11 protein-coding genes and 1 pseudogene are annotated in these 13,232 nt (G+C 71.2%); 5 read left to right on the forward strand and 7 right to left on the reverse strand.

Annotated features, from left to right (window positions below):
* Positions 1–10 precede the first annotated feature (10 nt).
* The 5 genes from LWF15_RS25020 to LWF15_RS25040 are packed head-to-tail and all read right to left on the reverse strand — an operon-like array spanning position 11 to position 4,104.
* A complete protein-coding gene (locus LWF15_RS25020; protein WP_232813369.1) occupies positions 11–616 on the reverse strand; it encodes a hypothetical protein in 606 nt (201 codons plus the stop codon).
* Entirely contained in the window at positions 613–1,950 is a 1,338-nt protein-coding gene (locus LWF15_RS25025) for a hypothetical protein (protein ID WP_232813370.1), read from the reverse strand. Before LWF15_RS25025 ends, LWF15_RS25020 begins: the two co-directional genes overlap by 4 nt.
* Positions 1,947–2,744: an ABC transporter ATP-binding protein gene (locus LWF15_RS25030; protein ID WP_232813371.1), complete on the reverse strand. Its 798-nt coding sequence runs from the start codon at positions 2,742–2,744 to the stop codon at positions 1,947–1,949. The genes LWF15_RS25025 and LWF15_RS25030 overlap by 4 nt, the downstream gene beginning before the upstream one ends.
* A gap of 35 nt (positions 2,745–2,779) precedes the next feature.
* The gene (locus tag LWF15_RS25035; RefSeq protein ID WP_232813372.1) at positions 2,780–3,565 is read right to left on the reverse strand and encodes a cupin domain-containing protein; all 786 of its coding nucleotides are present in this window, start codon (positions 3,563–3,565) and stop codon (positions 2,780–2,782) included.
* Entirely contained in the window at positions 3,562–4,104 is a 543-nt protein-coding gene (locus LWF15_RS25040) for an RNA polymerase sigma factor (protein WP_232813373.1), read from the reverse strand. The genes LWF15_RS25035 and LWF15_RS25040 overlap by 4 nt, the downstream gene beginning before the upstream one ends.
* Positions 4,105–4,250: 146 nt before the next feature.
* On the opposite strand from LWF15_RS25040, the gene LWF15_RS25045 reads away from it, so the two are divergent.
* The 3 genes from LWF15_RS25045 to LWF15_RS25055 all read left to right on the forward strand — a co-directional run bounded on the left by LWF15_RS25045 (position 4,251) and on the right by LWF15_RS25055 (position 8,584).
* Positions 4,251–5,768, forward strand: coding sequence for an alpha/beta hydrolase (locus LWF15_RS25045; protein ID WP_232813374.1), 1,518 nt, complete (start codon positions 4,251–4,253; stop codon positions 5,766–5,768).
* A 294-nt stretch (positions 5,769–6,062) separates the two neighbouring features.
* Entirely contained in the window at positions 6,063–7,409 is a 1,347-nt protein-coding gene (locus LWF15_RS25050; RefSeq protein WP_232813375.1) for an MFS transporter, read from the forward strand.
* Positions 7,406–8,584 carry an FAD-dependent monooxygenase gene (locus tag LWF15_RS25055; RefSeq protein ID WP_232813376.1) on the forward strand — a complete coding sequence of 393 codons (1,179 nt, stop codon included), beginning with the start codon at positions 7,406–7,408 and terminating at the stop codon, positions 8,582–8,584. The genes LWF15_RS25050 and LWF15_RS25055 overlap by 4 nt, the downstream gene beginning before the upstream one ends.
* A 25-nt stretch (positions 8,585–8,609) precedes the next feature.
* Here LWF15_RS25055 and LWF15_RS25060 read toward each other — a convergent pair whose 3' ends face one another.
* Both LWF15_RS25060 and LWF15_RS25065 read right to left on the reverse strand, forming a co-directional pair.
* Positions 8,610–9,281: a response regulator transcription factor gene (locus LWF15_RS25060; protein WP_232813377.1), complete on the reverse strand. Its 672-nt coding sequence runs from the start codon at positions 9,279–9,281 to the stop codon at positions 8,610–8,612.
* Positions 9,278–10,462 (reverse strand): sensor histidine kinase, encoded by a 1,185-nt coding sequence (locus LWF15_RS25065; RefSeq protein WP_232813378.1) that lies wholly within the window; start codon positions 10,460–10,462, stop codon positions 9,278–9,280. Before LWF15_RS25065 ends, LWF15_RS25060 begins: the two co-directional genes overlap by 4 nt.
* Positions 10,463–10,620: 158 nt before the next feature.
* Here LWF15_RS25065 and LWF15_RS25070 point away from each other — a divergent pair, with 158 nt between their 5' ends.
* Both LWF15_RS25070 and LWF15_RS25075 read left to right on the forward strand, forming a co-directional pair.
* On the forward strand, positions 10,621–11,787 hold the full coding sequence (locus tag LWF15_RS25070; protein ID WP_232813379.1) for a hypothetical protein: 1,167 nt from the start codon (positions 10,621–10,623) through the stop codon (positions 11,785–11,787).
* Positions 11,787–13,232 (forward strand): annotated as a pseudogene (locus LWF15_RS25075) (hypothetical protein); the annotation flags it as partial. The gene LWF15_RS25070 and the pseudogene LWF15_RS25075, both read left to right, overlap by 1 nt.

Genomic DNA, 13,232 nt, shown 5'->3' on the forward strand with positions numbered 1-13,232 from the left:
CGGGTCTACGTCACTGGGCGGTCGCTTCGGCGGGCGCGCCTCGGGCCGGGCCCATCACTGTGTAGGCGATCAGGCCGGTCAGGGCCAGGACGGTCGCGGTGACGGCGGCGGCCGTGCTGGCGGGGTCCTGGGCCTGCCAGGTCAGGACGCGGCTCAGGAGGGTGTCGGAGCGGGGGAAGATGACTGCGGCCATGGTCCAGCCCAGCGGCACGAACCAGGCTCGGGCCGTACCGATGACGGCGGCGCTCAGTGCACTCAGGCCCAGAAGCCCGGCGGTGTCCCGCAGCACCAGCGACATCGGGCCGAAGCGGGTGCCGGTCAGCTGGGTGATGAGCATCAGGCCGCCGACCAGGACCACGACGATGAGCAGGTGCACGGCCCGGCGGACCGGCCAGGGCACTGCGCCGGTCTCGTCGAGTTCGTCGTCCGGGCCGCTCAGGGTCATGGTCAGGGCGGACACCAGCAGCAGGATGCTCAGGACGACCATTTGCAGGCCCGCCTGAGGGCTGTCGGAACTCCTTTCCCACAGCACCCACAGCACCACCAGAACGAAGACGGAGGTGCCCATCGCCAGGGGAGCGCGGCGCGCTCGCAGGAAGAGGATCAGTCCCCTCATCGCAGCAGTCCTTCCGCGGGCTTGCACTGGACCGCGGCCTGCCGCAGGGCGGCCACGCGGGACAGTGCTTCCTCCTCGGGCAGGGCGCTCAGCTGTTGCCAGACCTTGGTGGCCTCGACGCTGACGTCCTCGAAGGCGTAGTCGAGGTCGGGCCGGCCCAGCCCTTCCGGTTTCGGCGCAACCGGTTCGGTGCCCATCAGCCAGTGGGCGGCGGCCAGCTGATCGGCCGAGGAGGGGTAGGTCTCGCAGGTGCGTGGCCCGCTGAAAGCTCCCGTCAGGACGTCGGTGAGCACGTTCGCCCGGTTCGCCAGGTGGCCTTCTCGATTGGTGGCGACGTGCAGCAGGACGGTGTCGGTGCGGAACTCGGGGTAGGTGTCCGGGTAGGCGTAGGTGTCCTCGTGCACCTGGGTCGGGGCGCCGGGCAGCCTCTTCAGGACGGCCAGGGCCTCACGGGCGGGGGCGGTGACCTCGGGCAGCAGACTCTCGTGGGCACGGCTGAGGCATACCTGCGGTTCTCCTTCGGCGCAGACCAGTTCGCGGGCCACCGGGTCCACGGCGTCGTACACGAGACGGTTCTCGTGCGGGATGACGACGACGGAGAGCGCGAGACCGGCGGCGACCGGGAGCACCGCCGCGACCCGGGAGCGCGAGGTGCGGGAGACGAGCAGCAGGACCGAGGTGGCGGCCAGTCCCACCAGCCAGCTGCTCTGGGCGGCGCTGACCCGGCCCGGAACGGTGGCGTAGTCGCCGGGCATGTTCATCTCGGCCATCGGGGAGATGATCAGACCCAGCCAGCGGAATGACTCCGTGGCCATCGGCAGCGCCAGCAGCAGGCCCAGAGCCGTGACGCCGGCGATCGGGGCGGTGACCGGTGAGGGCAGCAACCGGCCGATCGCCAGACCGAGCCAGGCGGCGGCGACCAGCGCCAGGGCGCCGATCACGGTGATCACGAGAACCGTTGCCGGTAGGTAGCTTGCGGTGTCGAAGATCCAGGCGGCCCCGGCCAGTCCCATCACCAGGTATCCGGCGACCGCGGCGATGGCCAGCGCGCCGAGCGTGGGCAGGATCCGCTGGGCCACGGGCCGGGGTGTGGAGGTGAACAGTTCGCCCACGTTCGAGCGGTGCTCCCGGCGGGCCTGCCAGGCCCCGGCGGCCAGCATGAGCGGCCACAACAGCACCAGGTACAGGCGCTGGCTCATGGCCAGGTGCATCCAGCCGGTGGAGAACATGATCCCGTCGGCGAAGTACAGGGCGAGCGAACCGATCACGGCCAGGCCGAGGGCCGAGCCGACGGCGGCGGAGCGGCGCAGCTCGATGCGCAGGACGCGGCTCATCGGGCGGCCGCCCGGTGACGTCGCAGCAGGGCGGAATAGCCACGTTCGGCCGGGCTGTCGCCCGGATCGCCCTCGGCGCCCTGGGCGGTCAGTTCGGCGGGGGTGCCCTGGAAGGCCAGGCGGCCCTCGTTGATCATGACGACGTCGGTGCAGGCGGCCACCACGTCTTCCACCAGGTGGGTGGAGACCAGCACACAGTTGTCGCTGCCGATGTCACGCAGCAGTTCGCGGAAGTCCAGACGCTGCTCCGGGTCCAGGCCCACGGTGGGCTCGTCCAGCAGCAGCAGCGCCGGATCGTTGACGATGGCCTGGGCGATGCCGGCGCGGCGTAACATGCCGCCGGACAGCGTTTTCATCCGGGCGTCGGCCTTGGCGGCCAGGCCGACCCGTTCGATCGCCCGCTGGGTGGCTCCCGGCACGGCCTGCTTGGGCATCTCTTTCAGCCAGGCCATGTACTCGACGAACTCGCGCACGGTGAAGCGCGGGTAGAAGCCGAACTGCTGCGGCAGGTAGCCCAGCCCGCGGCGGACGCCGCGCAGGTCGGCACCGGCGTTCACCGGCTGGCCCAGCAGTTCGAGCCGCCCGCCGGCCGGTTTGAGCACCGTGGCCAGGGCCCGGATGAGGGTGGTCTTGCCGGCGCCGTTGGGCCCGAGCAGGCCGTGCACGCCGACGCCCAGAGCCAGGTCGAGTTCGTTCACGGCCAGGTGTCGGCCGGTTCGCACCTGCAGCTTCTCGGCGTGGATGGCCCAGGGGTGGAGCGTGGGGGCCGTTTCGGCCGCGCTCACCGTACGCATCTGTTTCTCCTTGTAAGCGGCGGATGTGCGGCTGGTCAGCGGGTGCTGGAGAGCCGGTGGAAGTAGTCGGTCCGGGTGGCCAGCAGGCCGGCCAGGCCGGTCAGGGCGAGGGTGGTCAGGGCCCACCCGGGGGCAGCGCCCGGCTGCAGCACGGTGGGCAGGTCGGTGTTCATGACAGTCGGGGTGATGACCGCCAGCGTCCAGAGGGCGCCGAGCCCGGCGGCGGCACGCCGCACTCCGACGAAGGCGCCGAGGACGAGGGAGGCGGCGGTGAACGCCAGGCACGGCAGCAGGGCCAGAGCCAGGGGAGCACCGGTCAGGGCCAAGGCCGGCACGATCACGGCAAGCGCTGTGGCCGTACGGCGCAGCAGCATGGTCAGGCCGGCGGTCGGGGTGGCGGCGATCAGTTCCCAGGCGGGGTCGAAGCGCCGGCTCCAGGCTCCGGCCACCGCGGGCAGCGGAGCTATCGGTGCCAGGAGCAACACCGGTTGCGGGAAGTCGGGTACCAGCCGCTGGATCAGGACCGCGCAGCCGAGAAGGACCAGGGCCATGGTCAGCCAGGGCAGCAGGGCCCAGACGAACCAGCGGTTCAGGGCCACCGACCAGTGGCGCTGCGGGGCGGGCGCCGGGCCTGCGGCGATGGCCGCGTCCAGGTTGACGGCGACCCGCGCCAGCAGGTCGTCGCTGCTGGTGGCCAGTTCGGCCCGGCAGTCGGCGCAGGTCTCCAGGTGCACCTCGACCGCCCAGGAGGTGACCTCGGGCAGTTCGGCTTCCCGGTCGGCGTAGCGGGCCAACACTGCGGGACTGGGGTGGGGCGTCATGACAGGGCCTCCCGAAGGGCGTTCCGGGCCCGCCGGGCCCGGGACTTGATGGTGTTCTCGGGCACGCCCAGCAGCACCGACGTCTCCCGTACGGAGAACCCGTCGAGCACCATCGCGCGCAGCACCTCGCGGGCCTCGGCGGGCAGCTCCAGCAGCGCCTGCTCCATCTCGTGACCGACCAGACCCGCCAGGACCTCGTCCTCGGCTGCTGGGGCGACCGTCTCGGCCACCGGTACGGCGGGCATCCGCCCGACCCGGGCCCGGCGGCGCAGCGCGTCGATCAGGCGGTGGGCCGCGATGGTCCACAGCCAGCCCAGCGCGCTGCCGGAGGTCGCCGAACCGGCGAAGCTGTCCGCCGCCCGCCACACCGCCAGGTAGGTCTCCTGCATGACGTCGGCGACCACGTCGTCGTCGGCGCACCGGCGGCGCAGCCGGGCGAGCAGCCACGGCGAGGTGCGCCGGTACAGCTCGTCGAATGCGCGCCGGTCGCCTGCGGCGATGCGGCGGACGAGGTGTTCCTCGTCGGGGCTCTGACTCACAACCAGCTAGACGATGGCAGGTCTGTGGCCGGGTTCAAGGCATGGTGTGGCGTGGGTCACTCGATCGGCGGGTCTGGGTGATGGCGGTGAACCCTCAGGCTCCCTGGCGCGTGTGAGCGCTGGTGGGCCTGCAGGAGGGACGAGACATGCTGAAGGCAAGAGCAACGGCCACGGTCGCCGCCGCGCTGCTGTTGTGCGGGGCCTGCACCAGCTCGGCCCAGGAGACGGGGCCGGCCAAGACGCAGCCCCTGACGTGGGGTGAGTGCCCGCCGGACTCGAGGGGCGACGGCCTGGAGTGCACGACCCTCGACGTCCCGCTGGACTACCGGGACCCGGACGGCAGGACGATCGAGATCGCGGTGTCCCGGCTGAAGAGCGCCGACCCGGGCAAGCGCCGGGGGATCCTGTTGACCAATGCGGGCGGACCAGGCGGCGCGAGCCTCTCCTACCCGGCGATCCTCAAGCAGTTGGGGATGCCGGAGCGCGTGCTGGAGACCTACGACGTGATCGGGATGGACCCGCGCGGGGTCGGGCACAGCACCCCCGTCACCTGCGGGCTGAAGGCGGAGGAATGGATCTCCAACGTGCCGCGCTACGCGGCGGACCCGGCCGAGGTCACGGAGGCGGCGCAGGCGGCCGAGGCGATCGCCGCCAAGTGCGGCGACTCCGGGACAGCCGGCCTGTTGCCGCACATCACCACCGCCAACACCGCCCGTGACCTGGATCTGATCCGGCAGTCGCTGGGAGAGGAGAAGGCCTCCTACTTCGGCATCTCCTACGGCACGTACCTGGGCTCGGTGTACACCAGCCTGTTCCCCGAGACCACCGACCGGGTGATGCTGGACAGCGCCACTGGCCCAGGTGGCTGGGACTCCGAGTTCTCCCGGCTGTACGGGCAGGGTTTCCAGGACCGGTTCCCGGACTTCGCCGAATTCGTCGCCGAGCAGCCGAAGTACGGCCTCGGCCGCACCCCCGGGCAGGTGCAGGAGAAGTACTTCGAGCTGGCCGGGGAGCTGGACCGCAGGCCCAGCGCCGAGGGTTTCAACGGCGACCTGTTCCGCCAGCTCACCTTCGCGAACCTCTACTACGACTGGAAGTTCGAGGAGCTGGCGAAGATGTGGCAGGCCCTGGACCAGGGCACCCCGGTGCCGCAGCCCTCGACCGGCCCGACCTCCACGCCCGCCCCGGCCGGTGATGTTCCGGCCGACAACTACCTGGCCAGCCAGTTGCACGTGATCTGCAACGACTCGGACTGGCCGGAAGACGTGCAGTCCTACCAGCGCAACGTCGAGGCCGACCGGAAGCAGTTCCCGATGTTCGGGGCGGCGGGGGCCAACATCACGCCGTGTGCGTTCTGGCCCGGTGATCCGCTCGAGCCACCGGTGCAGATCGGCGCCGAGGGCCCCGCGAACGTGCTGATCCTGCAGAACCTGCGCGATCCGGCCACCCCTGCGGCCGGGGCCCGGCAGTTGCGGGAGGCCTTCGGCGACCGGGCCCGGCTGGTGACCGCCGACCAGGGTGGGCACCTGAACTATCTCTACCTGGGCAACTCCTGCGCCGAGGAGATCACCACGACGTTCCTGGTCTCCGGAGAACGTCCGGCCCAGGACCAGTCCTGCGCAGCTGGGCCGAAAGGCAAGGGCGGCCCGCGGGCTTCGCGGTGAGACCAGACGCAAAGGCGGCTGTTGCCGCTTTCCAGCACCACCCGTCCATTGTTCTTCGTTGGCCGGACTGCAGGTGTAGCGGCGCGAACCGGTACGTCCGGCGCTCTGGTGCAAATGCACCAGAGCAATGCGGTTACGACGGACGATGCCGTGCGGGGGCCCCGAGAACGAGAGTGAAGGGCATCGGAGGCCGACGTTGTGTCGGCTGTTCACGAGCCGTTCAAGGGGACGTTTGTGTCTGTGTCTGTATCGCAACCGAGGGTTGCGCCGGCCCGCCTGGGAAGACTCCCGGTCGTGGTGCTCGGATTCCTGGCGCTGGCGCTGGGGACACTGCAGTCGGTGGTGGAGCCCGCGCTTCCACTGCTGCAGCGGGAACTGGGGGTCAGTCCGGCTGAGGGGGCGCTGGTCGCCAACACGTTGCTGGTCACGGGAGCGGTACTGACCCCGGTGGTCGGGAAACTCGGCGACCGCTACGGGGGAAGGCGGGTGATGGTGTGGCTGATGGCGGTGGTTTCCGCCGGTGGCCTGCTGGCGGCGATCGCTCCGAGTCTGCCGGTTCTGCTGCTGGGCCAGCTCCTGCAGGGTGCCATGGTGGGGGCGCTGCCGTTGTCGTTCATTCTGGTGCGCCGGCATCTGCCGACCGGGCGTTCGCAGGCGGCGATCGGGGTGGTCGTCTCCCTGTTCACCGGTGGCGGCATGATCGGCACGCTGATCGCGGGACCGATCGCCGAACTGCTCTCTTGGCAGTGGATGTTCGCGGTGCCGACGATCGCCGTGGGAGCGGCGACGCTGGCGGTGATCCGGGTGATGCCCGACGACGAGCCGACCGGCTCCGAGGGCCCGATCGACTGGCCGGGAGTAGTGCTGCTCAGCGCCACGCTGCTGGCCCTGATGGTGGGTCTGGTGTCGGTCACCAGCGCGGCTCTGCCTCCGTTCGCCATCGGCCTGCTGGCGCTGCTGGTGGCAGCCCTGGCCACCGGTTGGGTGGCCGTCGAGCGCCGGGCCCCGGCGCCCATGGTCGACCTGCAGATGCTGGCCCAGCCCACGATGTGGCAAGGCGCCGTGCTCACCCTGGTGATCACGATCAGCTTCGGCATGGTGGTCTTCCTGCTGCCGCAGCTGTTCGCAGTCTCCGGTGCCGGTTACGGTTTCGCGGCCGGGACCACCATGATCGGACTGTTCCTGCTGCCCGGCGCGGTAGCCGGTGCGCTGAGCGACTCCGTAGGCGGTCTCGCGGCGCGGCGGTTCGGCTCCCGGACGGTGGCCGTGGTGGGCATCGTGGTCATGGCCTTGACCATGTTCTCGCTGGCGGTCTATCACGATGCGGCCTGGCTCCTGGTCGGGGCGAAGGTGCTGACCGCGGTGGCCGCGGGCATGGGCACCACGGCGTTGCTGGCCGGAACCGCGACCGCGGTGGAGGCCAAGGACACCGGTATCGCCACCAGCCTGCTGGTGGTCACCCGAGTCATCGGAATCGCGATCGGGGTTCAGGTGGCCGGGGCGATCCTGGCTGCCGGGACCGACCCGGTGACCGAGCTGCCCAGTGAGTCGGCCTTCGTCACCGGGTTCGTGGTGGCCGGTCTGGTGGCCGGTCTGTCGTTGCTGGCGGTCCGCGGATCCACGAAGGGAAGCCAGGCATGAGATCGGTTCTGATCAGTGGGGCGAGTATTGCCGGACCTGCGCTGGCGTACTGGCTGCAACGCGCGGGATTCGCGGTCACGGTGGTGGAGAAGGCATCGACGGTGCGCGGAGGCGGATATCCGATCGACGTGCGCGGTACCGCCGTGGAGGTGGTGCGCCGCATGGGTCTGCTTCCGCAGCTCTCTCGGCTGCAGACCGATTCGCGCCACCTGACGTTCCTCGATCCCGACGGCGCCACCGTCGCCGTGCTCAGCCCGCACGCGGTCGCCGGCAGCGTGGCCGGTCAGGATCTGGAGGTGCGACGAGGCGACCTGGCCGCCGGCCTGTACGAGCTGGTGCGCCACGAGGTCGAGTTCCGGTTCGGGGACGCGGTCGAGACTCTGGACCAGAGCGCGGCCGGGGTGGAGGTGACGTTCGTGAGCGGGCAGCGACGCACCTTCGACCTGGTGATCGGCGCCGACGGGATGCATTCGCAGACCCGGCACCGCTCGTTCGGACCGGAAGAGCAGTTCCATCGTTACCTGGGTTACTGCTTCGCTCTTTTCACCGTGCCGAACACCTACGGGATGCATCGGGAACTGACCATGTGGAACTCTCCCGGTCGGGCGGCGGCGCTGTACGCCGTCGGGGAAAGTCGCGATGAGCTACAGGCTTTCCTTACCTTCCACCAGCCGCAAGTGCCGCCCGGGGCCCTGCGTGATCCGCAGGCCCAGCGGGATCTGGTGGAGCAGGCCTTCGACGGCGCGGGCTGGGAAATACCAGGTCTGCTGGCGGCCCTGCACGGGGCGGACGACCTGTTCTTCGACACAGCCGCCCAGATTCGCATGCCGCACTGGTCCAATGGTCGAGTGGTGCTGGTGGGGGATGCGGCCTGTGCGCCGTCGTTCCTCACCGGCCAGGGCACCAGCCTGGCTCTGGTCGGGGCGTACCTGCTCGCCCACGCCCTGACCGCCGAGCCCGACATCGACCGGGCGCTGGTGGCCTACGAACACCGGATGCGCCCGTTCGTCGTGGCGAACCAGGCCCTGGTCGACAACGGTGCGGCCACGCTCTTCCCGGTCACGGCAGAGGCTCTGGAACGGCGCAACACCCGGCTGCGGGAGCTGGTCAGCATGCCGGCACCGGCGCCTCGGCCGGCCCATTCGGCGCTCCAGCTACCGGATCTCGGCGTCTGATCAGGAACGCGGCGGCCTGGTCGGTCTAGGGCCGGCCGCCGCGGACCAGGCCGGTGCGGTAGGCGATGACCACCAGTTGCGCCCGGTCCCGGGCCCCCAGCTTGGTCATGGCCCGCTGGACGTGGGCGCGCACGGTGAAGGGGCTCAGGAACATCTGCTCAGCGATCTCCGGATTCGAAAGGCCGGTCGCCACCAGGGCCACCATCTCGCGTTCGCGGGGAGTGAGGGCGTCCAGTTCCTCAGGCGAAGGACCGTCGGTGTCCTCCGGGGTGGCCAGGAAACGGGCCACCAGCGAACGGGTGGCGGCGGGGGAGAGCAGAGTCTCGCCGCCGGCGATGGTGCGCACGGCGTTGATCAGGTCCTCGGCCCCGATGCCCTTGCCGATGAACCCCCCGGCCCCTGCCCGCAGCGCCTGGGCCACGTACTCGTCCGTCTCGTACGTGGTCAGGACGAGGACATGGCACTCGTGCAGGTCAGGATCGGCGCAGATCTGGGCGGTGGCGGTCAGGCCGTCGACCTCGGGCATCCGGATGTCCATGACCACCACGTCGGGTCGTAACTGCCGGGCCAGTCGCACCGCCTCGCGGCCGTCGCCGGCTTCACCCACCACGGCGATGTCCTCGGCGCTGTCGAGCAGGAGCCGGAAGGCCTCGCGCAGCAGGGCCTGGTCGTCGGCGAGCACCACCCGCAATGTCATCGCAACTCCTCGAGGGGCATGGTGGGTACCGGTAGGTGGGCGACCACCGACCAGCCGCCTGCGGCCGACCGGCCGGACCAGAAGCGTCCACCGATCGCCGTGGCCCGTTCCCGCATCCCGATCAGCCCGTACCCGGGTGGGCGCTCGGACCGGGCCGGGCCACCGGCATCAACGATCTCGACGCGCAGGTCGTCCGGGCCCCAGACGAGGTGGACCCGGGCGGTGGCGGTGCCGGCGTGCTTGGTCACGTTGGTCAGGGACTCCTGGACGATGCGGTAGGCGGTGAGGTCGGTGGCCGGGGGCAGCGCTCGAGGAACACCTTCCTGCTGCAGCACCACCTCGAGGCCGGCGAGCCGGAACGACTCCAGCAGGGCGGGGATCCGGGTGAGGCCGGGGGCCGGTTCCGGGGAGGCTTCCACGTCGCCGGACTGGCGCAGCAGGCCGACCGTGGCCCGTAGGTCGTCCAGGGCGTGGCGGGTGGTCCGGACCAGGTCGGCCAGGCTGGCGCGGGTCTGCTCGGGGCGGGTGTCGAAGACGTGGGCCGCCACCGTCGCCTGCGCGTTGGCCAGAGTGATCTGGTGGGCGACGAGGTCGTGCAGTTCCCGGGCGATGCGCATCCGTTCCTCGGCCACCCGGCGTCGGGCCTCGTCCTCGCGGGTCTGCTCGGCCCGCCGGGCTCGTTCCTCCACCGCAGCCAGGTAGGCGCGCCGGTTCTGCACCGAGTGCCCGAGGACAGCGGCAACCAGCGGGAACGCCGCCACAGCGGCCAGTCTGCTGATGTCCTGCGACGACAGCGCCGTGAGCCACGGCGCAGAAGTCCCGACCACGATCGCGACCGCCAGAGCGGTCAACCCCAGGGTCCGGCGCTCGTCGGGAGCGGTGAGGGCGTAGGAAAAGGCCGCCACCACCGCGGGCGCCACGGTCAGCGGGCTCAGCAGTAGGCCAAGCGGTGTGACCAGTACCCCGCAGCCAAGTAACAGCACCATGACTGTCGCCGGCCTGCGGTGCCGGGCCGGCAACACACAGGCCGACACTGCGGCGATGACGTAGGCCGTCAGTGGGGGCGCCGACACGGTGCCGTCGGCGCGAGCCGCCCCGCCGAGCAGGCACAATGCGCCGGCGACGCCCGTCACCGCGGTCTCGGGCCACCAAGCGCTGGGTCGGGGCAGTCGGGCGACCATCAGCTCTCCTCACTGCGTCTGATCTGTCACGGACGTCGGGTGATGAGGGGTTCATTCGGCGGCATCAGTAGTGAACCTGGTGAGTCGCGGCCCCGTGCTGAGAGAAGGCACCGGTCCTGGACCTGGGACCGGCGGTGCGTACCGGTGTGGAGGTAATGGTGCCCGATGTGGGGAAGGTGTGGACGGGGGCGGCGGCCCAGGAGGGGCCGGTAGGGCTGTCGGCGGTGACGACCCCGCATGAGCCGGACCTGGACGACTGGCACACCCTGCTGCTGCGTCTGGCCGGCGCTCTGCCCGACGAGCTGATCAGCGAGGCCCGCACGTGGCTGGCTGCTGGCGGGCAGACGGACGTGGCCCAGGCGATCGGCTTTGCGGCCGCGGCCGCCCATGTGCCGGTTCTGGCCAGGGATGCGGAACTGATCGCGCGGCAACTGCGGGCCGCAGGGCAGGATGCCCAGCTGACCGAGTCGCTGGAAGTTGTGGAAGAGGCCGGGAACTTCTGCGGGCCATGGGTTTTCGGGCCGATGGATCCGTCCCGGGCCGGCGACCCCGTCGGTCCGCTGGATCTGACGGGTGCGAGCGGCCGGCACGCGATGGACGCGGTGGACCAGGCCATCTCCGTTGCGGCCGGCCAGGAAGAAGACCTGACCGCGGTCTGGCGGGTCTGGCGCGCCCCGGCGGAGGGCTCCCCGTGGCCGCCACCGCGTCGGATGTTCGTGGTTCAGGCCGACGCGCGGGTTTCCGGTCGACACCTGATCGAGGTCACCGCCCGGCTCCAGGGGGCCCTGGCCGCCGCCGGAGAGCGCAACCCGCAGGTGGAGGTCTGCAGCCCGAGGTGGCCGGTGCCCGGCTACCAGAGCAGCGCCAGCGCGCAGGGCGCCCTGATCTGGGCGGCCGAGCCGGCCACCCCGGTCCGGCTGGCCCGGACGTTCGACGAGGTGGATGCCGAGGACGGCCCCCGGTTCGCCGAGGACCACCCGGTGATCGAGGACCTGGAGGAGCTGACCCGGCTGCTGCGCTACCTCGGTCACGGTCTGCCGGTGCTGACCACCTCGGCGACCATGACCGACATCCTGGACCCCGAGCGGCCGGACGTGGTGCCCCTGAGCTTCCGCACCGACGGGCAGTGGGTCTGGACCGACACAGTGACCTTCTACCTGGAGAACTATGGGCTGGCTCCGGAACCGGACCTGTTGGCCCACCTGCGCCGGTCCGGCGAGGAGGGCCCGGAGGTGTCGGACGTGGCGGTGCACCGAGTGCTGAGTCTTCTGCAGGGTGAGGGCGGCGACGAACCGGTGTGGACAGTTCCACAGCGTGACGCCTGATGCGCTCCCCGGTCCCGGCCCGCAGAACCCGCCGCAGGGTGCGGTCCTCGGCCTGGATGCTGAACCGGCTGGGCTGGGTGCAGATGCGGGCCTCCGCGGTTCCGCAGTTCTCGGCCACCGGCCGCCCTGTGTTCCGGCCGACCGCCGGAAACCGCTGGACGATCGCTGAGGTGGCGCCCCTGGTCCGGCCTTCGAAGGAGTCGCCGCCTGGGCCCGGGAAGCCGTTGGACGCGGTTACGGAGCGGGTGGTGGGCGCGGGGACGCTGACCCGGGCGGGCTGGTTCCTGGACACGCTGCCGGTGGCGGTGGAGGAACTGCCGGCCGCGCCGGACACCCACTTCGTCGTTCATCTTCCCCTCGCCCGAGGCGGTTTCCGTGTGGCTGGACGCCCGGTCTCGGTCCGGATGCTGGCCGCGGCGATCCGATCGTGTCCGGGCTGGAAGGGCCGTCCGGTGGTCCTGGTGTGCGACGGCGTGGTCACGGCCGAAGCACTCGCCCCGCTCCTGGGTAGCCTGGCCTCGGCGTTGGGTGTGACGGTGGCCGGGAGCCCTGGGCCGGTTCTGCTCGGCCCTCGCCTTCTGCTGGCTCAGGAGGGCTTTTGGGCCCGTGGTCCTGGCCGTTCCGGGTCTCTTGAGTTGGGGCGGACGCTTCCGCCCGTCGGGTACCGGATCCGGTCGGGGCCTTCCGGGCCGGATCCGTTCGCAGAGACGAGCATGCCGATTGCCACGACAGCCGGTGCCGGGGCAGCGGAACTCCCGGCCGACGTGGCGCAGTTGCTGGCCGACAGTTCACCGTCTTCGGTAGCTGTTGAGAAGGTGGGCTTTTCGTCAGGCCCACCCATGCTTGGGGGAGACCGGCCCCCGGGCCCGGCCTCGTTGTGGGAGCCCGGGACCGTGCAGACGCAGTCCCAGATCGACGCTGGCTCTGCGGTGAGCGTCGCGGTAGCCGTTTCCGCTGACCAGGTCGATGTTCCGGCGCAGCCGGAGCGGTCAGCCGGGGAAGACGCGGTGAGGCGGCGGCCGGCCTCCGTGCAGGATCGTCCGGTGAGCGAGGGGCGTACGGTGGCGACCTGGACCCGGGTCGGTGACCAGGTGCAGGAGCAGGATCGTGAGCACCTGCGCTCGCTGCTGGGCCGGCACTACGAGGCGCACGCGCGAGCGGTTTCCGGGATCCTGGCCCTGCAGCCGGGACTTCGATCGGCCGGGACCGGGGCGGATCTGATGGTCGGGCTGGTCGCCGTCCACGCCCATCTGGGGGTCGCTGGCCCAGCGGTGGATGCCGTGCTGCGGGGTGAGGATCCATGGGAGGAAGATGCTCTGGCCGGGGTCGACGCGGCCGGGGCGGGTCTGCTGGCTCGCTGCACCAGCGCCGGGTTGAGGCGGCTGCCCGTCGCGGCCGGGCCGGGCTATCGCGCGGGCGACCCGCCGGGGTCGGCCCCGGAGTCC

The sequence above is a fragment of the Kineosporia rhizophila genome (assembly GCF_021277265.1).
Classification (GTDB): domain Bacteria; phylum Actinomycetota; class Actinomycetes; order Actinomycetales; family Kineosporiaceae; genus Kineosporia; species Kineosporia rhizophila.

What these genes read in the sequence shown, in the direction of transcription:
- LWF15_RS25030 (WP_232813371.1), bottom strand. Translation starts at nt 2,744, where the DNA reads ATGCGTACGGTGAGCGCGGCCGAAACGGCCCCCACGCTCCACCCCTGG.
- LWF15_RS25060 (WP_232813377.1), bottom strand. Translation starts at nt 9,281, where the DNA reads ATGACATTGCGGGTGGTGCTCGCCGACGACCAGGCCCTGCTGCGCGAG.
- LWF15_RS25020 (WP_232813369.1), bottom strand. Translation starts at nt 616, where the DNA reads ATGAGGGGACTGATCCTCTTCCTGCGAGCGCGCCGCGCTCCCCTGGCG.
- LWF15_RS25025 (WP_232813370.1), bottom strand. Translation starts at nt 1,950, where the DNA reads ATGAGCCGCGTCCTGCGCATCGAGCTGCGCCGCTCCGCCGCCGTCGGC.
- LWF15_RS25055 (WP_232813376.1), top strand. Translation starts at nt 7,406, where the DNA reads ATGAGATCGGTTCTGATCAGTGGGGCGAGTATTGCCGGACCTGCGCTG.
- LWF15_RS25045 (WP_232813374.1), top strand. Translation starts at nt 4,251, where the DNA reads ATGCTGAAGGCAAGAGCAACGGCCACGGTCGCCGCCGCGCTGCTGTTG.
- LWF15_RS25035 (WP_232813372.1), bottom strand. Translation starts at nt 3,565, where the DNA reads ATGACGCCCCACCCCAGTCCCGCAGTGTTGGCCCGCTACGCCGACCGG.
- LWF15_RS25065 (WP_232813378.1), bottom strand. Translation starts at nt 10,462, where the DNA reads ATGGTCGCCCGACTGCCCCGACCCAGCGCTTGGTGGCCCGAGACCGCG.